22 protein-coding genes are annotated in these 20,125 nt (G+C 59.6%); 14 read left to right on the top strand and 8 right to left on the bottom strand.

Translation table 11 applies throughout. The annotated features are described in order from the left end of the window. Positions 1–375: 375 nt before the first annotated feature. The 4 genes from FHT82_RS21175 (at position 376) to FHT82_RS21160 (ending at position 5,867) form a co-directional block, all read left to right on the top strand. Complete coding sequence (locus FHT82_RS21175; RefSeq protein WP_183734641.1) at positions 376–1,323, top strand: ornithine cyclodeaminase family protein; 948 nt, start codon at positions 376–378, stop codon at positions 1,321–1,323. 5 nt (positions 1,324–1,328) lie between these two features. Beyond that, positions 1,329–3,785, top strand: coding sequence for an ATP-dependent helicase HrpB (gene hrpB / locus FHT82_RS21170; RefSeq protein ID WP_183734640.1), 2,457 nt, complete (start codon positions 1,329–1,331; stop codon positions 3,783–3,785). 107 nt (positions 3,786–3,892) lie between these two features. Continuing rightward, positions 3,893–5,221 carry an ActS/PrrB/RegB family redox-sensitive histidine kinase gene (locus tag FHT82_RS21165; protein WP_183734639.1) on the top strand — a complete coding sequence of 443 codons (1,329 nt, stop codon included), beginning with the start codon at positions 3,893–3,895 and terminating at the stop codon, positions 5,219–5,221. Positions 5,222–5,288: 67 nt separating this feature from the next. Beyond that, a complete protein-coding gene (locus tag FHT82_RS21160; protein WP_183734638.1) occupies positions 5,289–5,867 on the top strand; it encodes an ActR/PrrA/RegA family redox response regulator transcription factor in 579 nt (192 codons plus the stop codon). Here FHT82_RS21160 and FHT82_RS21155 read toward each other — a convergent pair whose 3' ends face one another. Beyond that, a complete protein-coding gene (locus FHT82_RS21155; protein WP_183734637.1) occupies positions 5,868–6,362 on the bottom strand; it encodes an MmcB family DNA repair protein in 495 nt (164 codons plus the stop codon). It lies immediately after the preceding gene. Positions 6,363–6,371: 9 nt separating this feature from the next. Next, positions 6,372–6,542, bottom strand: a complete 171-nt coding sequence (locus FHT82_RS21150) for a hypothetical protein (protein ID WP_183734636.1) — start codon at positions 6,540–6,542, stop codon at positions 6,372–6,374. A 2-nt stretch (positions 6,543–6,544) separates the two neighbouring features. Here FHT82_RS21150 and FHT82_RS21145 point away from each other — a divergent pair, with 2 nt between their 5' ends. Beyond that, positions 6,545–7,225 carry a L,D-transpeptidase gene (locus FHT82_RS21145; protein ID WP_183734635.1) on the top strand — a complete coding sequence of 227 codons (681 nt, stop codon included), beginning with the start codon at positions 6,545–6,547 and terminating at the stop codon, positions 7,223–7,225. A gap of 80 nt (positions 7,226–7,305) precedes the next feature. Here the strand turns inward: FHT82_RS21145 and FHT82_RS21140 are convergent, their stop codons facing one another. The 6 genes from FHT82_RS21140 to hslV all read right to left on the bottom strand — a co-directional run bounded on the left by FHT82_RS21140 (position 7,306) and on the right by hslV (position 14,490). After that, entirely contained in the window at positions 7,306–9,477 is a 2,172-nt protein-coding gene (locus FHT82_RS21140; protein WP_183734634.1) for a malate synthase G, read from the bottom strand. An 89-nt stretch (positions 9,478–9,566) separates the two neighbouring features. After that, positions 9,567–10,979, bottom strand: coding sequence for a cytochrome P450 (locus tag FHT82_RS21135; RefSeq protein ID WP_183734633.1), 1,413 nt, complete (start codon positions 10,977–10,979; stop codon positions 9,567–9,569). 48 nt (positions 10,980–11,027) lie between these two features. Then, positions 11,028–11,975, bottom strand: coding sequence for a DUF1402 family protein (locus FHT82_RS21130; protein WP_183734632.1), 948 nt, complete (start codon positions 11,973–11,975; stop codon positions 11,028–11,030). 186 nt (positions 11,976–12,161) lie between these two features. Further along, a complete protein-coding gene (hslU, locus tag FHT82_RS21125; RefSeq protein ID WP_183734631.1) occupies positions 12,162–13,469 on the bottom strand; it encodes an ATP-dependent protease ATPase subunit HslU in 1,308 nt (435 codons plus the stop codon). Beyond that, positions 13,466–13,969 carry a GNAT family N-acetyltransferase gene (locus FHT82_RS21120; protein ID WP_183734630.1) on the bottom strand — a complete coding sequence of 168 codons (504 nt, stop codon included), beginning with the start codon at positions 13,967–13,969 and terminating at the stop codon, positions 13,466–13,468. The genes hslU and FHT82_RS21120 overlap by 4 nt, the downstream gene beginning before the upstream one ends. Continuing rightward, positions 13,966–14,490, bottom strand: coding sequence for an ATP-dependent protease subunit HslV (hslV, locus tag FHT82_RS21115; RefSeq protein ID WP_183734629.1), 525 nt, complete (start codon positions 14,488–14,490; stop codon positions 13,966–13,968). The genes FHT82_RS21120 and hslV overlap by 4 nt, the downstream gene beginning before the upstream one ends. A gap of 177 nt (positions 14,491–14,667) precedes the next feature. On the opposite strand from hslV, the gene hisB reads away from it, so the two are divergent. From hisB to coaA, 9 genes are all read left to right on the top strand, one after another. Further along, positions 14,668–15,276, top strand: coding sequence for an imidazoleglycerol-phosphate dehydratase HisB (gene hisB, locus FHT82_RS21110; protein ID WP_183734628.1), 609 nt, complete (start codon positions 14,668–14,670; stop codon positions 15,274–15,276). Between the two features lie 20 nt (positions 15,277–15,296). After that, positions 15,297–15,767: a DUF2628 domain-containing protein gene (locus FHT82_RS21105; RefSeq protein ID WP_183734627.1), complete on the top strand. Its 471-nt coding sequence runs from the start codon at positions 15,297–15,299 to the stop codon at positions 15,765–15,767. Next, positions 15,767–16,417 carry an imidazole glycerol phosphate synthase subunit HisH gene (gene hisH, locus FHT82_RS21100; protein ID WP_183734626.1) on the top strand — a complete coding sequence of 217 codons (651 nt, stop codon included), beginning with the start codon at positions 15,767–15,769 and terminating at the stop codon, positions 16,415–16,417. Before FHT82_RS21105 ends, hisH begins: the two co-directional genes overlap by 1 nt. Positions 16,418–16,483: 66 nt before the next feature. Beyond that, the gene (locus FHT82_RS21095) at positions 16,484–16,666 is read left to right on the top strand and encodes a hypothetical protein (RefSeq protein WP_183734625.1); all 183 of its coding nucleotides are present in this window, start codon (positions 16,484–16,486) and stop codon (positions 16,664–16,666) included. Then, positions 16,666–17,220, top strand: a complete 555-nt coding sequence (locus FHT82_RS21090; RefSeq protein ID WP_183734624.1) for a hypothetical protein — start codon at positions 16,666–16,668, stop codon at positions 17,218–17,220. Before FHT82_RS21095 ends, FHT82_RS21090 begins: the two co-directional genes overlap by 1 nt. A 5-nt stretch (positions 17,221–17,225) precedes the next feature. Beyond that, positions 17,226–17,972 (top strand): 1-(5-phosphoribosyl)-5-[(5-phosphoribosylamino)methylideneamino]imidazole-4-carboxamide isomerase, encoded by a 747-nt coding sequence (gene hisA, locus FHT82_RS21085; protein WP_183734623.1) that lies wholly within the window; start codon positions 17,226–17,228, stop codon positions 17,970–17,972. Next, positions 17,972–18,760 (top strand): imidazole glycerol phosphate synthase subunit HisF, encoded by a 789-nt coding sequence (gene hisF, locus FHT82_RS21080; protein ID WP_183734622.1) that lies wholly within the window; start codon positions 17,972–17,974, stop codon positions 18,758–18,760. The genes hisA and hisF overlap by 1 nt, the downstream gene beginning before the upstream one ends. Positions 18,761–18,775: 15 nt before the next feature. Beyond that, the gene (locus tag FHT82_RS21075) at positions 18,776–19,099 is read left to right on the top strand and encodes a phosphoribosyl-ATP diphosphatase (protein ID WP_183734621.1); all 324 of its coding nucleotides are present in this window, start codon (positions 18,776–18,778) and stop codon (positions 19,097–19,099) included. Continuing rightward, on the top strand, positions 19,096–20,091 hold the full coding sequence (coaA, locus tag FHT82_RS21070; protein WP_183734620.1) for a type I pantothenate kinase: 996 nt from the start codon (positions 19,096–19,098) through the stop codon (positions 20,089–20,091). The genes FHT82_RS21075 and coaA overlap by 4 nt, the downstream gene beginning before the upstream one ends. Positions 20,092–20,125: the final 34 nt, after the last annotated feature.

Raw genomic sequence — 20,125 nt, 5'->3', positions numbered from 1 at the left:
AACCAGCTACCCGCCAATCCGCTTGATTTCTTCAGAACGAGGAACTTCGTCGCCAGCAGCGCCGCCGCCCTCGTCAGTGACTGGGCTTATAATCCTCACACATCAAAACAGTCAACACATCCAATCCAACTTTTTTGACATTTTTGTAACAGGTTGATTTTGCTTGTGGTTTTTGAGCGCTCGATCGAACGGGCCAATTTGCCGGCAAAAATCACTCTGTTTCGGATCGGTTTTCGCTCGATACGGTCAAGCTGTCTCGATTTTGAGTGCCTTCTTTATATGGGCAGGGTGGCCACGAATTCCAAGCGCTTGCCTCGACCGCCCCAATCGGTAGTCTGGAACACATATATATCCATGCCGATACGGAGTTTGAGAATGCTTGTACTCGATGAACAACAGACGCGATCAGCGCTGCCTTGGGCGGAGCTTATCGACGCCATCGAGGCAATGTTTCGAAGCACCTGCGTCATGCCCGTTCGCCATCATCACGATATGGAGGTGCCCGGGGAAGAAAATGCCACTCTTCTGCTGATGCCGGCATGGCTTCCCGGGCAATATACAGGCATCAAGACTGTTTCCGTCTTTCCAGGCAATGTTCGCCGAAGCCTTCCAGCGATTTTTGGAAGCTATCTGCTTTCCTCTGCAGCAACCGGCCAGATGCTGGCGGTAATCGAGGGCGGAGAACTGACGGCTCGACGGACCGCAGCGACTTCCGCTTTGGCGTCTCGTTGTCTCTCGCGAGCGGATTCGGAGGAAATGCTGGTCTGCGGTACCGGCCGACTTTCACTCAACCTCATGCAGGCACACGGGATAGTCAGACCGATCCGGCGCTACCATGTCTGGGGACGCAATAGCGAAACGGCGGAGAAGGTGGCCGAGGAAGCGCGAGCACTTGGGTTGCGAGCCGAGGCTGTGAGCAATATTGAAGCAGCAGCGAAAACAGCCGATATCATTTCCTGTGCAACGCTCTCCAGCGAGCCGCTTATTCGTGGCGAGTGGCTTAAGCCCGGAGCCCATCTCGACCTTGTCGGCGCTTTCAAACCCAGCATGCGCGAGAGCGATGATGATGCCGTGCGTCGCTCCGCCGTATATGTAGATACGAGAGCCGGCGCGCTCAGCGAAGGCGGCGACATCGTGCAACCGCTGAAAAGCGGGGTATTAAAAGCAGACGATATACGCGGCGAGCTGGCGGAACTGATCTCCGGCAGTTGCGGTGGACGGAAGGACGATAAAGAAATCACGCTCTTCAAATCCGTTGGTGCAGCGCTCGAGGATCTGGCCGCCGCCATCCTTGCCTATGAAATGGTAACGGGCCGAAAGTGAAGACCATGCCTTTTTTGCCGGAGCTTCCGGTTTCGCATGTGCTGCCCGACATCAGCGCGGCGCTTGGCACGGAGAAGCGCGCGATACTTTCGGCTCCTCCGGGCGCCGGGAAAACGACGCTCGTACCGCTTCATCTGCTTGACCAGGCTTGGCGCGGCGACGGGAAAATCATCCTGCTGGAACCCCGCCGGCTGGCGGCACGCGCCGCGGCAAGCCGGATGGCGTCTCTGCTGGGCGAGCAGGTGGGCGAAACGGTCGGTTACCGCATGCGCCTCGATAACAAGATATCGGCGAGGACGCGGATCGAAGTTGTTACAGAAGGCGTCTTCGCCCGCATGATTCTCGATGATCCCGAACTTTCCGGCGTCTCGACTGTGATCTTTGACGAATTTCACGAGCGGTCGCTGGATGCCGATTTCGGTCTTGCGCTGGCGCTTGACGTTCAATCGGCGCTTCGCGAGGATCTTCGCATCCTTGTGATGTCGGCAACGCTCGATATCGAGCGGGTCGCCATCCTGCTCGATCATCCGCCTGTTATCGAAAGCACGGGGCGAAGCTTTCCGATCGAGATTCGCTATCAAGACCGGCCGGGCGGCGAGCGAATCGAAGATGCGATGGTGCGGGCGATCGCCGATTTTCGTGCGAGCGAATCGGGATCTATCCTCGCCTTTCTTCCTGGTCAGGCGGAGATCACCCGGACGGCAGAGCGGCTTCAGGGACGATTCGGCCCCGAGACGCTAATTGCGCCGCTCTACGGCAATCTCGGGCAGAAGGAGCAGGATGCGGCGATCCGTCCCGCAGCACCAGGTACGCGCAAAATCGTGCTTGCGACCTCGATTGCCGAAACTTCGATCACCATCGACGGCGTGCGGATCGTGATAGACAGCGGGCTGCAGCGACTGCCGGTCTTCGAGGCATCGACAGGCATCACGCGGCTGGAAACCGTGCGCGTGTCGCGCGCTTCGGCCGATCAGCGCGCCGGCCGCGCCGGAAGAACGGAGCCGGGCATCGCCATCCGTCTGTGGCACCAAGGCCAGACGGCGGCGCTCCCGGCCTTCACGCCACCACAGATCCTTTCGAGCGACCTTTCCGGTCTCGTCCTCGATCTTGCCCATTGGGGCGTCCAGGACACAAAATTGCTCGCCTTTGTCGATCAGCCGCCGGAAACGACAATCAAGGAAGCCCGCGCGCTGTTGGTACAGCTCGGGGCACTGGACAAGGACGGAGCGTTGACGGCGCGCGGAAAGGTGATGCGCGACCTCGCCCTGCCGCCGCGGCTGGCTGCCATGGTGGTTTCGGCTGGTGAATCGGGTCATGCCAAGGATGCAGCGCTGATCTCAGTACTTTTGACCGAGCAAGGGCTCGGCGGCACCAGTCTCGATCTGGAAGAGCGTCTCCGACGGTTCAAAAGTGAAAAAGGCGAAAGGGCGGAGGCTTCGAGGCGGCTCGCGGGAAGGCTCTCGGAACGCTTCAACAAGATTTCGAGTGCTGAACCTGCGCTTGCAGGAAGACTTCTCCTGCACGCTTTCCCGGATCGGGTCGCACTTCAGCGCGGCGCGCGCGGGCGATATGTCATGGCAAATGGCCGCGGTGCGGAGCTGGCAGAGACCGAGCGGCTGGCTGGCAGCCAGATGCTGGTCATTGCCGACCTGACGGGCCGGGCCGCACAGGGGAGAATTCTGGCGGCAGCGGACATTTCCCGTGCCGACATCGAAGTTGAGCTGCCGGGCGAAATCCGGACAGACGACCAGACCTTTTTCGACAGGCAGAGCCGGCAGGTGCGGGCACGTCGAGCCACAAGGCTTGGCGCGATCGTTTTCGAGGAAGCGCCGCTTCCGCGTCCCTCGGGCGAGGCGGTGGTGCGGGCGCTTGCGCAAGGATTGCAGGAATTGGGGCTCGATCAGCTTCCCTTTTCCAAGGAGGCCCTGCAGCTTCGGGAGCGAATCGGCTTCCTGCACCGGACGATCGGTGAACCATGGCCCGATATGAGCGACGAAGCACTGCTCGACCACATGGAAGACTGGTTCATCCCTTTCCAGACGGACGCGAGAGGACTTTCGGATATTTCCGTCTCCGGGCTCTCCAACGGGCTGATGGCACTCGTGCCGCACGACCTGCAGCGCGATCTTGCACGGCTTGCACCAACGCATTTCGAGGCGCCAACGGGGCAACGCCATCCGATCCAGTATGACGGCGAAGAACCGACGCTGACGATCCGGGTACAGGAGCTTTTCGGTCTCAAGCTGCATCCGGCGGTCGCCGGCGGACGCTTGCCTCTGCTTCTGGAGCTTACTTCGCCGGCCCACAGACCGATCCAGACGACCCGCGATCTGCCCGGTTTCTGGGCGGGCTCGTGGAAAGACGTGCGCGCGGATATGCGGGGGCGCTATCCAAGACATCCCTGGCCGGAGAAGCCTGATGACGCGGCGCCGACGACAAGGGCAAAGCCCCGTGGTACATAATCCGCCGGCCTTGGAGCGCCGTGCGTCCATTCGGACGCACGAAGGATGCTATAAGCCTTTGAATCTACGCATAAGGCTCTCCGGAAATCGATCCGATTTTCGGGCCGATGCGGTGGGAGCCTGGCGTGATAGAGAAGAGCGAAACCCAGACGCTGGAAGACAGGCTGAGCAGCCGGCGGCTGCGCCTGCAGACTTTGGTGCGATTACGATGGCTGGCGGTGATCGGCCAGGCGGTCACAGTCTTCATCGTCGCGTTCCTGTTGAAATTCCCCCTGCCGCTGGTTGCCAGCTGCTCGCTGATTGCCGCACTCGCCGGGGTGAATTTCTATCTGACGATCCGCTATCCGCCGACTCACCGGCTTGAACCGCGTGCCGCTTTCGCGCTTTTGGGTTTCGACCTTCTGCAGCTCTGCGCGCTGCTCTTCATTACTGGCGGCCTTGCCAATCCCTTTGCGGCACTGGTCTGCGTTCCCGTCATCATTTCCTTCGCCTCACAGCCAATCCGCTACAGCACAGCATTGATCGGCTTTGCGATGGTCTGCATTACCGTGCTTGCCTTCTCGCCCTTTCCGCTTCCGTGGTACGACGGGATGGAAATCAACGTCCACAATGTCATGCAGTTCGGCGTCTGGTGTTCAATTGCTTCGACCATGGCCTTTGCCGCCTTCTATGCTTATCGGGTGTCGCTGGAAGCAAGCCAGCTTGCCGACGCGCTGGCGGCAACTGAGCTGGTGCTGCAGCGGGAAAAGCATCTTTCCCAACTCGACGGGCTTGCGGCCGCTGCTGCGCATGAGCTCGGCACGCCACTTGCCACGATCAGCGTCGTTGCCAAGGAGATGGAGCGCGAGCTCAAGAATGACGACCGGTTCCGCGAGGATGTTCAGCTTCTGCGCAGCCAGAGCGAGCGCTGTCGCGACATCCTTCGCCGGCTGACGACGCTCTCTGCCGAGGGTGAGGCGCATCTGCGGCGACTACCCCTCTCTTCGATGATGGAGGAAATTGTGGCGCCGCATCGCGAATTCGGCATCAAGCTGGAGTTGATAGAGAAGAGCCCGCGCAGGGGCGAGCCCGTTACCGACCGCAATGCCGGCATCATGTACGGGCTCGGCAACCTGATCGAGAACGCTGTCGACTATGCGCGAGAGAAGGTGACGGTCACGGTCGAGCACGATCACGAAAAGGTGCTCATCGTCATCGAGGACGACGGCAACGGCTACGCGCCCGATATTCTGACGCGTATCGGTGAACCCTACGTCACCAAACGGCAGAGGGAAGATACGGCTGGAGGCTTGGGACTGGGGCTTTTCATCGCCAAAACGCTGCTGGAGCGCTCAGGCGCATCTTTGCTTTTCGAAAACCGCGATCCGGAAAATGCCGGCGCCCGCATTCGAATCGAATGGCCGCGCGTATTGATCGACGCAAATTCGACAAAATGACTTTGTGGGCATAAACAAGATATAAGCGGTTGACGCATTCGGACATTCAACCGCCGGGACCGTAGCGATGACAGATCAGAACCACGAGATTTCCGCCGGCTCCAGCGAGGAGCATATCGGGCCTGACCCGAGCCTGCTGATCGTCGACGACGACGGCCCGTTTCTGCGTCGTTTAGCACGGGCTATGGAGGCACGCGGCTTTCATGTGGAAACGGCCGAATCGGTGGCGGAAGGTGTGGCAAAGTCCAAGGGCCGGCCGCCGAAATATGCCGTGGTCGACTTGCGGCTCGGCGACGGCAACGGCCTCGACGTTATCGAAGCGATTCGCCAGCGCCGCGACGATACGCGAATCATCGTGCTGACGGGCTACGGCAATATCGCCACTGCCGTGACGGCAGTGAAGCTCGGGGCTGTGGATTACCTGGCAAAACCCGCCGACGCCGATGATGTGTTTGCGGCGCTCACGCAGCGGCCGGGGGAGAAGGCGGAACTGCCGGAAAACCCCATGTCGGCGGACCGGGTGCGGTGGGAACACATCCAGCGTGTCTATGAAATATGCGAGCGCAACGTGTCTGAGACGGCGCGCCGGCTTAATATGCACCGCCGTACATTGCAGCGCATCCTCGCCAAGCGCGCCCCGAAATAATTAGACGTCATGCACGTTGAACGGCTTGCCGTTTGCCCATTCGGCCATCATCAGCCGCTGCGCAGCAGCGCGCGAGAAGTTTAGGGTCACGGCCTTACGGGTCGCCGGCGGCAGGCGGTGTTCCGGCGCTTCACGCAGCATATGCGCCCCGTAACCATCTGAAAGAAAAAGGCCGCACTCCTCCGGGAAGATATCGACAGGCACATCCTTGTGTGTTGCGAAGAATAGCCGGTCGCAATGCAGACGGTAATCCGGCCATTTGCGATCGACCTTGAAGTCTTCGATCGATGTCTTGATCTCGATGATCCAGACCTCTCCCTTTTCAGAGATTGTAATCAGATCGGCCCGGCGGCCGCTCGCCAGCGGCAGTTCCGGCAGCACCGCGTGGCGCATGTCGTGAAGCAAAACCTGCATGCCACGGCGCACCATCATCGCCCTGTCCGATTGCCGGCCATCGATTAACGGATTGTTATTATAAACGCTCAAAATCGTCATGGATAACCGTCAGATGGGGTTGGCTGTTGTTGCAAAAAAACCATGCGCTTCTAATTTGCGGCGCAGATGGATTTTGTCGCACCGCAGCAGCCTTGCAAAGGCGAAGTTAATCGAAAATAAACCATAAATAACGATGGTCGAAAGACTGTCCTTCATTGCCCCAAAACCTTCACGAGTCATCCATGCGCATCCGCAATGCATTCCCTGTATTTGGCCTGCTGGCGACCCTAGCACTGGCCGGCTGCTCCACGACGTCCGAAACCGCGTCCAACGACAGAGGCGCGGGTCCGACCGTTCAGACGGCACAAATCTTCAACGACGCCTATGGCGTAACGTCGGATGCCGGATACTCCCTGCCGGCAATCCCGATCGACCGCGTCAAGCCGGAATTCCGTCGTCAGATTGTCAGCTACCAGAGCGACGAGCGCCCCGGCACGATCATCGTCAACACGCGCGAGCGTCACCTCTATTACATCCTCCCCAACGGCAAGGCCGTCCGCTACGGCATCGGCGTCGGCAAGCAGGGCTTCGCATGGTCCGGCACGGCCTATGTCGCCTGGAAGCAGGAATGGCCGAACTGGCATCCTCCGAAGGAAATGGCTGTCCGTCGCCCTGAAATTGCCAAGTATGTCGAAGACGGCATGGGTCCGGGCCTCAGCAATCCGCTCGGCGCACGCGCCATGTATCTCTTCAACGAAGAGGGCAAAGACACGCTCTTCCGCCTGCACGGCACTCCGGAATGGGCCTCGATCGGCACCGCCGCCTCGTCGGGCTGCATCCGCCTGATGAACCAGGATGTGATCGACCTCTACAGCCGCGTCCGCCCAGGCAAGACCACCTCCAAGGTCATCGTTATCCAGTAAGCTAGATACTGAATTCGGTATAAAAAAGGCCGCCGGGTTTTCGATCCGGCGGCCTTTTTATATATCTGGCTTGCTCAGGTTCAGGCGACCTGTTTCGCCTTGAGCTCGATGCGGCGGCGGTGCAGGACCGGTTCGGTGTAGCCGTTTGGCTGTTCCCTGCCCTTCAGGACCAGATCGAGTGCCGCCTGGAAGGCAACAGAATCTTCGAAATTTCCGGCCATCTTTATGTAGGCCGCATCACCGGCATTCTGCTGATCGACGACCGCCGCCATGCGCTTCATCGTTTCGATGATCTGCTCCTTGGTGACGATCTTGTGGTGCAGCCAGTTCGCCATGTGTTGGGCGGAAATGCGCAGCGTCGCGCGATCTTCCATGAGGCCGACATTGTTGATGTCGGGCACCTTCGAGCAACCGATACCCTGGTCGACCCAACGCACGACGTAGCCGAGAATGCCCTGCGCATTGTTGTCGAGCTCGCGCTGGATTTCTTCCGATGTCCAGTTCGGCCGTACGGCAACCGGTACGGAGAGGATATCCGAGAGCTTGGCGCGAGCGCGATCCTTCAGGCCTTCCTGTACCTTGGCGACATTGATCTGGTGGTAGTGCGTGGCATGCAGGGTAGCGGCCGTCGGCGACGGCACCCATGCAGTGTTGGCGCCGGCTTTCGGATGGGCGATCTTCTGCTCCAGCATGGCGGCCATCAGGTCGGGCATGGCCCACATGCCCTTGCCGATCTGCGCATGGCCGGAGAGGCCGCATTCCAGACCGATATCGACATTCCAGTTTTCGTAGGCGGCAATCCAGGCGGCCTGCTTCATATCGCCCTTGCGGATCATCGGGCCGGCTTCCATCGATGTATGGATTTCATCGCCGGTGCGATCGAGGAAGCCGGTATTGATGAAGACGACGCGCTCGCGGGCAGCACGGATGCATTCCTTCAGATTGACGGTCGTGCGGCGTTCCTCGTCCATGATGCCCATCTTCATGGTGTTGCGCGGCATGCCGAGCGCATCTTCAACGCGCGAGAAGATCTCGACGGCGAAGGCAACTTCTTCCGGCCCGTGCATCTTGGGCTTGACGACATACATGGAGCCAGCACGCGAATTCTTGCGGCGTCCGGACGGGCCGACATCGTAGAGCGCAATCAGGCCGGTGATCATTGCATCCATGATGCCTTCCGGTACCTCGTTGCCGTCGCGATCGACGATCGCCGGATTGGTCATGAGGTGGCCGACATTGCGCACCAGCATCAGCGAACGGCGGTGCAGCTCGAAGCTTTCGCCGCCTGGTGCCGTATAGGCTATATCCGGGTTGAGCTTGCGGACGAAGGTCGAGCCGCCCTTCGTCACTTCCTCCTGCAGATCGCCCTTCATCAGACCGAGCCAGTTGCGATAGACGACGACCTTGTCCTCGGAATCGACAGCGGCTACCGAATCCTCGCAATCCATGATCGTAGTGATGGCCGATTCCAGGCAGACGTCGGAAATATGCGCCGGATCGATCTTGCCGATCGGCGTTGAGGCATCGAGTACGATTTCGATATGGATGCCGTTATTCTTCAGGAGGATATGCGTCGGCGCATCTGCATCGCCAAGATAGCCGGCGAAATGTCCGGCATCTTTCAGGGGCAGAGCTTTGCCATCTGCAGCAGCGATCGCCAGAGCGCCGTTCTTGACGGCGAAGGCACCGACATTCTTCCAGGAACTGCCGTCGAGGGGGGCGGCGGAATCAAGGAAATCGCGAACCCAGGCAATGACCTTCTCGCCGCGCTTCGGATTATAGCCCTTGCCCTTCTCAGCGCCGTCCGTTTCCGGGATAGCGTCCGTGCCGTAGAGCGCATCATAGAGCGAGCCCCAGCGGGCATTAGCGGCATTCAGCGCGTAGCGGGCGTTCATGACGGGAACGACGAGTTGCGGGCCAGCAATGGAGGCAATCTCGGCATCGACATTGGCGGTCGACACCTGGAAATCCGGGCCTTCCGGCAAGAGATAGCCGATTTCCTTGAGGAAGGACTGGTAGGCGTCCATATCTGTCGGGGCGCCGTTCTGACGATACCAATCGTCGATCTTTGCCTGAAGCTGATCGCGCTTCAAAAGCAGTGCACGATTCTTCGGCGCAAGATCGTGAACGATCGCCGAGAAATCGGCGAAGAACTTGTCCGCATCGATGGCGAGGCCCGGCAACGCCTCCTTCACGAGGAAATCATGGAGGACGGCTTCGATGAAGAGACCAGTCTTTTCAATGCGGCTCATGCGGTGTCTCCCTTGCAGTGGCAGCTTTCTCGATGCTGCCACTTTGCCCGGCTTTCACTCACAGTCAATTCAGCAACAATTCGAAAGATTTATGCACACCCGGAAACAGTCCGCCGCGTGACACGCATCGGGATGCCGTTCTGCGGCTGTGTCGTCAGCTTCTGTACCGGCCAGGGATTCGTCTGGTCGGTGGAATCAAAGCGATAGCGATGCATCAGAACGGCCAGCGCGATCACCGCCTCCTGAAGCGCAAACGTCGCGCCGATGCAGACGCGCGGACCGGCGCCGAACGGCAGGAACTGGAAGCGGCCGATTGAGGCGCGGTTTTCCGGCAGGAAACGTTCCGGCATGAAGGCGCGCGGCCGATCCCAATGAAGTTCATGACGGTGCAGCGTCCAGGGCATGACGAGCACGGTGACACCGGTTTCGATCTCGACCCGTTCACCCTTGGCGCTTGTCCAGGAATCATCCGAGATAGCGGCCCGATTGATCGACGGGGCCGGCGGATAGAGGCGCAAAGCTTCCTCGAAGGCGGCGTGTGTCTGCGGCATCAGATCCGGCCATTCGACCGGTTCGACATCTGACGCGAGCACCGCATCAATCTCCCTTTCCATCGCCTCGCGGATATGCGGGCTGTTCGAGACGCAATAGAGCGTCCAGGCGAGCGCGCGGGCGGTCGTCTCGTGGCCGGCGCCGATGAAGGTGAGGATATTATCCTCGATCTCCTCTTTCGTCAGGCCATCGGGACCGGCCTGCTCTAGAAGCAGAGTGAGAAAATCGTTCGGCGCCTTGCTGCGGTCGGCCTTCATCTTGGCAAGCCGCATATCCATGGTGTTGCGCACGATGGCGCGGAATTTTTCCAGCACCTTCTGGCCGCCGATGCGTGTCACACGTGGAACCCAGGATGGCGCCCGCAACAAATCCATCGGATCGATGCGGCCCATGCGATGCAGCAGCTCGTTAACATCATCGGCGAAGTGGCCGCTGGAGGTGACGATATCGCCGGAAAACAGCGTGTCGGAAAGGATCGCGAACGTCAGCTCCGTCATGTCGGTGCTGATATCGAAAATCGTGCCGGTCTCGCCGACATCAGCATATTTGCGGGCGTAGTCTTCCGACTGGCGCAGCATCTGGTCGGCGAACCCTTTTGCATGACGCGGCGTGAAGACGGGCGCAACGGCCTTGCGCGAGCGTTTCCAGACAAGGCCTTCCGCCGTCAAAAGTCCGTCGCGCAGGATCGGGCGCAGCACGAGCTGGCGAATGTCGGACATGCGGTAATTGTTGGCATTGTCGACCAGCACATGCTTGATGAGACCGGGATCGTTGACGATCAGCGTTCTCTGGCCAAAGAAACTAGTGCGAATCCACGGCAGCGTGTAGGACGGCTCGCCCCAGAGCTCCAGCGGATTGCGGAAAATTGTCCTGATGATCTCGAGCCGCGACGGCGGCACGGTACGCGGCAACGGTGCCGGAGGAACGAAGGGGTCCGGACGCATATCCATGAGCAAAGCCTTTCGCCGGAAATATCATCTTCCCGGCAGGCCTGGAGGTTAGAGCAGGCCCTTCAGCTCGTCCAGTTTGTCGTTGATCAGCCAGCCGTAATAATTCTCTTCCGGCCAGACCGTCGTGCCGGAGGAATGATTCTTGGCGGCAAGGGCTGCGGCGCGCTGACGGGAATTGCCGACATTATAAAGTGTCGCCGTCACTCCCGGATTGTCGGAGATATCCACGCCGGCGATCTCCTTGTAGTCGTCGATCGACCTGCGGATCGAGGCGGCGACGAAGGCGAGCGAGATGTCGGGGTCCATGATCGCCTTATATACCGAGCCAGCATTCTTTTCGTTCAGCTTCGGGTAGCCGGAAACACGACTGACCAGATCAGACAGCATGAGCGCCGTCAACGGATTGACCTGGCCGAGACCGAAGGTCTGGCCGGCATAGAAGGGTTGGAAGAAGACAGCGCTGAAGCGGTTGTTCGGGAAGCTCTTGCCGCCAATGGTCTTACCGCGGAAATCGCTTTCCCAGACATCCTCGCGGCAGCTCCAGAGCGTGTAGGAATCGCTCTTGCCGTTGCAGGCGGCAAATTGCGGCCGGTCAACAAAATCGTCGACGTTTTCGCCATCATAGGCAAAACGGAAGCTTTCGCCGGCATAGGAGGCGGCCTTGACGTAATAGGCTTGGAGGCGATCATAGGCGTCGACATTGTAGGTGTGCTCGCCGACGATCGCGCCGATCACATGGATCGGGTTGATGCCATAGGCATTTGAGACCTTCTTGATCTTGCCCATGAGTTCGTGGTCGGTCGACAGCAGGTCATAGACCTTCTCATATTTGAGATCGAAGGTCGTCTTGGTGCCCTTGGTGCGGCGGACAGAAGCGCCAGGGATATCCGGCTGCTCGGCATGACGGTTGCCGGGCGGAACAGCCTGCGCGGCAAGGGCAGGAACCGAGCCTGCAATGGTCATGGCAATCACAAGGCTTGTCAAAAGGCGTCGCACGATCTGCTTTCCCGTCTTCCCTGTCGTCTTTGTGAAGCGGCTGACTGGACCAGAATCTTGTCCGAATAAAGCCGGTAAAAAAACAAAGCGGGCCTTTCACTAGAAAGTAAAAGGCCCGCTGTCGAGAGTTAGGATCGTCAAAGTTTTGGCATTACCTGCGCAAAGGCAAAAACCGATATTTGCCGATCACAGGATGAAGCGTGACAGATCAGTATTCTGCGCCAGATCGCCGACATGTTCACGCACGTAAGCAGCATCGATCTTCACGTCCGTGCCGGCGCGATCCGGTGCATTATAGGAAATGTCGTCCAGTACGCGCTCCATAACCGTCTGCAGGCGGCGGGCGCCGATATTCTCGACAGAGGAGTTCAGGTGGACGGCGACATCGGCAAGCGCATCGATCGCGTCATCCGTGAAGTCGAGCGTCAGGCTTTCGGTTTCCATCAGTGCCTTGTACTGGCGGATCAGGCTTGCCTCGGTTTCCGTCAGGATGCGGCGGAAGTCTTCCTTGTTCAGCGGACGCAGTTCAACGCGGATCGGCAGACGGCCCTGCAGTTCGGGCAGCAGGTCCGACGGCTTGGAAACATGGAAGGCACCGGAGGCAATGAAGAGGATGTGATCCGTCTTCACCGGGCCGTACTTGGTCGAAACCGTCGTGCCTTCGACGAGCGGCAGCAGGTCTCGCTGAACGCCTTCACGGGAAACGCCAGCGCCGGCGCCGCCATCGCGCGCCGCAATCTTGTCGATCTCGTCAAGAAAGACGATGCCGTCATTCTCGACCGACCGAACGGCCTCGCGCTGGATGACTTCGTTGTCGATAAGCTTGTCGGATTCGTCTCGGATCAAGTCCGTATAAGATGCCTTCACCGTGGTGCGCACCTTCTTGGTGCGGCCGCCCATCGCCTTGCCGAACATTTCAGACAGGTTCAGCACGCCGATATTGGCGCCCGGCATGCCGGGGATTTCGAAGCCGCCCATGCCTGAGCCGGCATCGGCCACTTCGATATCGATTTCCTTGTCGTCGAGCTCGCCGCTGCGCAGCTTCTTGCGGAAGCTTTCGCGGGTGGCGGGCGAAGCCGTCGCGCCGACGAGCGCATCGAGAACACGCTCTTCCGCGCTCATATGGGCCTTTGCCTGAACCTCGGTGCGCTTCTTTTCGCGCACAAGACCGATGCCGACTTCGACGAGATCGCGGATGATCTGCTCCACATCGCGGCCGACATAACCGACTTCGGTGAACTTCGTGGCTTCGACCTTGATGAAGGGTGCCCCGGCGAGCTTGGCGAGGCGACGGGAGATTTCCGTCTTGCCGACGCCGGTCGGGCCGATCATCAGGATATTCTTCGGCATGACTTCATCGCGCAGGCTCGGATCGAGCTGATGGCGGCGCCAGCGGTTGCGGAGCGCAATCGCCACGGCGCGCTTGGCCTCATGCTGGCCGATAATATAGCGGTCGAGCTCGGAAACGATCTCGCGGGGAGAAAAGGTGGTCATTGTCTATCATTCTCCTGGCGGTCCAGGGCCATGAGGAGTGCCCGGCCGTAATTCGTAGTGGTTTCGCCAAGTCTTTGAAAGCCTGCCTTGGTATAGGCTCTGATTGCGACGATGTTGTCCGGATGAGGATCGACCAGCACGCGGTTCTTCCCCCTATCGAAGAGCGCCCGGCAGAAATTCGCCATGAAGGCCGGACCGTGACCCTTTCCCAGAAGCGTTTCGATACCGATGAACTGATCGATACCGCAGGTGCCTTCGGGCTGGCCGTTCAGCGCAGCATCGTCTTCATCATCGAGATCTGCCACCTGAATGAAGGCAAAATCCCTATCGTCGAGCGTCACTATACAGAGTTCGACCGTCAGATCACGCAGATGCTCCTCAATCGAGACCAGCGCCTTCTCCGGCTCGCCCCACCATCGGCGGACATGCGGCTGTTCCAGCCATTCGGCCAGAAGCGGCAAATCAGCCACCGTGACGAGACGGAAGACGTAATCCGTCATTCCGCGTCCAGCGTTTCCACGATGACATTGTGGTTGGTGTAGACGCAGATATCGGCAGCGATATCGAGCGCACGACGGGCGATCTCTTCTGCTGATTTATCCGTGTCTGCCAGCGCAAGAGCTGCTGCAAGCGCGAAATTGCCGCCGGAGCCGATGGCCGCGACGCCATGCTCTGGTTCCAGCACGTCACCGTTACCGGTGATAGCGAGCGTTACCGACTTGTCGGCGACCAGCATCATGGCTTCGAGATTACGCAGGTAACGATCGGTACGCCAATCCTTGGCGAGTTCGACGGCAGCACGCATCAGCTGACCCGGATACTGTTCCAACTTCTTTTCGAGCCTCTCCAGAAGGGTGAAGGCATCAGCGGTAGCGCCGGCAAAACCTGCGATCACTTCGCCCTTGCCGATGCGGCGGACCTTGCGCGCGTTGCCCTTCATCACGGTCTGGCCGAGACTGACCTGGCCATCACCGGCCACCACGACCTTGCCGCCTTTGCGAACTGTAATAATTGTCGTCATCAAACACCTGTTGCCCCAACTCACGGGCGATTCCAGCGGGCCGAACATCGGCCCTGTTGAACCCTATGTAAGTCGGCGCGCGACGATTGCAAATGGCCTGCCTTTTCTGCCCTGCGCTTCTGGATATTTCACAATCTGCCTGATAAGGAACCACCTTGATTTCAAGGAGAAAGCCATATGGCCGAGACCGCAGCAAGCCGCACGGGCAGTGTTTCCCGCAAGACCAACGAGACGTCCATTTCCGTTTCCGTCAATCTCGACGGCACCGGCAAATCGACGATTTCGACGGGCGTCGGCTTCTTCGATCATATGCTGGATCAGCTTTCGCGACATTCGCTGATCGACATGGAAATCGAATCCAAGGGTGATCAGCATATCGACGACCATCACACGGTCGAGGATACCGGTATCGCGATCGGCCAGGCGATCGCCAAGGCGCTCGGCGATCGCCGCGGCATCACTCGCTACGCCTCGATCGACCTCGCCATGGACGAGACGATGACGAAGGCTGCCGTCGATCTCTCCGGCCGCCCCTTCCTCGTCTGGAACGTTTCCTTCAGCGCGCCGAAGATCGGCACTTTCGATACGGAACTGGTGCGCGAGTTCTTCCAGGCGCTGGCCCAGAATGCCGGGATCACCCTGCATATTCTCAATCACTATGGTGCCAACAACCACCATATTGCAGAGACATGCTTCAAGGCCGTCGCCCGCGTTCTGCGCACGGCGACAGAGATCGATCCACGGCAGGCGGGCCGTGTTCCCTCGACCAAGGGCACACTCGCCTGAACCCCAGCAGGGAGCGTCAGATGGCATCCAGCTACGTTTTTCTTGTTCCGCCTGATGGTCAGCGCGAGGACACGCGCACGATCCGCGACGGTTTCTCGTGGCTTGCCTTCCTCTTTCCCTGGATCTGGCTCCTGGCACACCGGCTCTGGCTCCATGCGATCATTGCCTTCGCGCTGCAGGCGATCGGCGGCGTGCTGACGGAAGAGCCGGGCTTCGGGTCGGCGGGAATAGCGCTCGCCTTTGCCGTCAACCTGTTCGTCGGGTTCGAGGGTCAGAATTTCCGCATCCGCAACCTTGCTTCCCGCGGCTGGCGCGAGGAGGCCGCGATCGGCGCGTCCTCGATCGATCTTGCGGAAGAGATCTATTTTTCCAACATCGAGACCGGCGCCGATTTGAAGGCGCCCGAATGGAACCAGGCTTCCGGCCCGCAGGCACGGCAGGGCCATTCCACTTCGCTCGGTCTCTTCGGTTTTGACGGAGGGCGCAAATAATGCGCGTCGCGATTATCGACTACGGCTCTGGCAATCTGCGCTCGGCCACCAAGGCTTTCGAACGTGCGGCCCGCGAAGCCGGCATCGAGGCCGAAATCAATCTGACCGACAAGGCGGAGATCGTTGCCGCGGCCGACCGCATCGTGCTGCCGGGCGTCGGCGCCTATGCCGATTGCCGCCGCGGGCTCGATGCCGTGCCTGGTATGACGGAGGCCCTGCTCGAAGGCGTCGAGAAAAAGGCGCGTCCCTTCCTCGGCATCTGCGTCGGCATGCAGCTCATGTCCTCGCGCGGTCTTGAAAAGACGGTGACGCAAGGTTTCGGCTGGATTGCAGGCGACGTCGTCGAGATGACACCTGCCGACCCCGAGCTGAAAATCCCGCAGATCGGCTGGAACACGCTCGACCTGAAACAGGATCATCCGCTTTTCGACGGTATTCCGACCGGACCTGATGGCCTGCATGCTTATTTCGTACACTCCTACCATTTCGCTGCCGAGAAAGCCTCTGACGTGATCGCTACCACCGATTATGGTGGGCCGATGACGGCCTTCGTCGGCCGGGACAATATGGCTGGTTCGCAATTCCACCCGGAAAAGAGCCAGAAGCTCGGACTGGCGCTGATTGCGAATTTCCTGCGCTGGGCGCCCTGAGGGCTGGCTTTTAATATGCGCGCCTTATTTCCCCTGTAAGGGAAGGCAGATACAGGAGCGCGCTCGATGCCGGCTTCGCAAAAGACAGGAAAGATATTTTACAGGCTGCGGCCTGCCAGAGAGGGCCAGCCGCCATTCGTCGATATCAGGCTGCCCGGCGGGACGATCGTCCGCCAGGTCGACGAGGCTCTGCATCGCAAAGCGCTCTCCAATGCTGCCAAGACACTGAAAGAAAGGCTCGACCGCTGATGCAGGAGACCTTTCCGGGAAAAGAGAATTCCAGGCTGAGATCGGACGAGATAAGCGCCGGCGATCTCGCCGAAGCCGTGCTGGAATTCTATATCGAAGGCGAGGATGACCTGATCGGTCTGCTCGCCTACGCACTCTACGAGCGCCAAAAGCGCGATTTCATCGTCAGCTATCGCAAGCGCAATGCTGGCCGTTCGCCCATTGAGGCAGAAATCGCGGCGGTGACGAGCAATTACCTTTCGTCCGATCTGCGCAACACGTTGCGCGACCGTGCCTCGCAGATCCTTTCAAGCTATGCCGAGACCTATGTCGAGGCCATGGAGCCGCAGATCCAGCTTGTCGCCACCAATAGCGAGGCGCTGCGGCAGGTGCGCGACATCGAAAATTCGGTGAGGAAGCGTACCGGCTTCTGGCGCCAGGTGCGGGTCGGCTTCACCGTGGCGCTGCTGCTGATCGTCCTTTTCGCCGCTCTCACCATTGCCGCTGTCTTTTTTCGTTCGGATATCGTAGATGCGTGGAATGCACTGATAGTGCCCATGATGCTACGGACTTGAGACGAATGATCCTTTTTCCCGCGATCGACCTGAAGGGCGGACAATGCGTTCGCCTGAAGCTCGGCGACATGCAACAGGCGACGGTCTACAATACCGATCCGGCCGCCCAGGCGAAATCCTTCGAAGAGCAGGGTTTCGAATGGCTGCATGTGGTCGATCTCGACGGCGCCTTTGCGGGACATTCGGCCAATGGCGATGCCGTCGAAGCGATCCTAAAGGCCACGAAAAACCCGGTTCAACTCGGCGGCGGCATCCGAACGCTCGAGCACATCGAGAACTGGCTTTCGCGCGGTCTGCGCCGCGTCATCCTAGGCACCGTTGCCGTCCGTGACCCGGCGCTCGTCATCGAAGCCTGCAAGACATTTCCGGGCCGCGTTGCCGTCGGCATCGACGCCAAGGGCGGAAAGGTGGCCGTCGAAGGCTGGGCGGAAGCATCCGAGCTCGGGATCATCGAACTGGCCAAGAAATTCGAGGGCGCCGGCGTTGCCGCGATCATCTATACTGACATCGATCGTGACGGCATCCTGACAGGCATCAACTGGACATCGACGCTGGAACTGGCGGACGCCGTCTCTATTCCTGTCATCGCATCGGGCGGACTTGCCTCGATCGATGACATCAAACGCATGCTTCAACCGGATGCCCGCAAGCTCGAAGGCGCCATCTCCGGACGGGCTCTTTATGATGGGCGGATCGATCCCAAGGAGGCGCTCGATCTCATCAAAGCAGCACGGGCGAAGGAGACTGTATAATGAGCCTGAAAGCCCGCATAATCCCCTGCCTCGACGTCAAGGACGGTCGTGTCGTCAAGGGCGTCAATTTCCTCAATCTGGTCGATGCCGGCGATCCTGTCGAAGCAGCCAAGGCCTATGATGCGGCCGGTGCCGATGAACTCTGCTTCCTCGACATCACCGCCTCCTCGGACAATCGCGAGACGATCTTCGATGTCGTCGCGCGCACGGCTGAGCAGTGCTTCATGCCGCTTACCGTCGGCGGCGGCGTGCGGACCATTGCCGATATCCGCAAGCTGCTGCTGTGCGGTGCCGACAAGGTCTCGATCAATTCGGCTGCGGTCAACAATCCGGATTTTGTGGCCGAAGCGGCTGACAAGTTCGGCGATCAGTGCATCGTCGTGTCAATCGATGCCAAGCGCCGCCTGACGCACAAAGTCGGCGGCGATAATTTCAGTGCCTGGGAGATCTACACGCATGGCGGCCGCAACGCGACCGGCATCGATGCGGTGGAATTCGCCCAAAAGATGGTTGCCCGCGGCGCCGGCGAGTTGCTCGTCACCTCTATGGACCGCGACGGCACGAAGATCGGTTACGATCTGGAACTGACGCGCGCGATCGCCGATTCCGTTCGCGTGCCGGTCATTGCCTCTGGCGGCGTCGGTGATCTCGACGATCTCGTGGCCGGCGTGAAGGAAGGCCATGCCAATGCGGTGCTTGCCGCATCGATCTTCCACTTCGGCACCTATTCCGTCGGCGAAGCGAAACACTATATGTCTGAGCGCGGCATCGCGATGCGCCTCGACTGAGTTTGGAAGCAGGACATGAGCGGATTTTCCCTTTCCGACCTCGAGCGGATCGTCGAAGAGCGGGCGAAGGCCTCTCCGGACGAATCCTGGACCGCCAAGCTGGTGGCCGGCGGACAGCAAAAAGCGGCCAAGAAACTCGGCGAGGAAGCGATCGAAGCTGTCATGGCGGCTGTCACCAACGACCGCGATAACCTCACCTATGAAGCAGCCGACGTTCTCTATCACCTATTGGTCGTATTGAAGATTGCTGAAATACCAGTAGAGAATGTCATGACCGAACTTGCGCGGCGGACCGCGCAATCCGGCCTCAAGGAAAAGGCCAGCCGGCAGAGTTCATGAGTATCGCGACACAGATTATCGGGGTGGCGGAAAAGCTGGATCACTTCCAGACCGCTTCCTATTCCCCCTATCACTTCTTCACATCGGAACAGTGGGCAAAGTTTCGTGCCGACACGCCGATGACGCTGACGGCCGATGAGGTCAAACGGCTCCGCTCCATGGGCGACCCGATCGATCTCGATGAAGTCCGGCGCATCTATCTGTCGCTGTCGCGGCTGCTTTCGGCACATGTGGAATCCTCGCAGCTGCTGTTCGAGCAGCGCAACCGCTTCCTCAGCCTGTCGGATGTGGCGAAGACGCCGTTCGTGATCGGCATTGCCGGTTCTGTCGCCGTCGGCAAATCCACGACGGCACGTATCCTGAAGGAGCTGCTCGGCCGCTGGCCTTCCAGTCCCAAGGTCGATCTCGTCACCACGGACGGTTTCCTCTATCCCAATGCCGTGCTGAAACGCGAGAACCTGATGCAGCGCAAGGGTTTTCCGGAAAGCTACGATACTGCGGCGATCCTACGTTTCCTGTCGGCGATCAAGGCCGGACTGCCCGATGTAAAGGCGCCCTCCTATTCCCACCTCGTCTATGACGTGCTGCCGGATGAATACAAGATCGTCGACCGGCCTGACATTCTGATCTTCGAGGGTATCAATGTCCTGCAATCGCGCGACCTGCCGGCCGACGGCAAGATCGTGCCAATGGTTTCCGACTTCTTCGACTTCTCGATCTATATCGACGCCGAGGAAACGCAGATCCACAACTGGTATGTGACGCGTTTCATGCGGCTCAGGGAAACGGCCTTCCGGGATCCGAATTCCTACTTCCATCGCTATGCATCGATCAGCGATGAAGAAGCGGTTGCGATCGCCGAGGACCTCTGGGCGAATATCAACCTCAAGAACCTGCGCCAGAACATCCTGCCGACGCGGCCGCGTGCCGATCTCATCCTGCACAAGGGCAAAGATCATCTGATCGAACAGGTGGCGCTGCGCAAGCTTTGAGCTACGCAATTCCTGACGAAAACCCTTACTGGAA

Origin of the sequence: Rhizobium sp. BK275 (assembly GCF_014193555.1) — a bacterium.
In the GTDB taxonomy this organism is placed as follows: Bacteria; Pseudomonadota; Alphaproteobacteria; order Rhizobiales; family Rhizobiaceae; genus Rhizobium.
The sequence above is the reverse complement of the archived record's forward strand: the minus strand, read 5'-3'. Positions and strand labels throughout refer to the sequence as shown.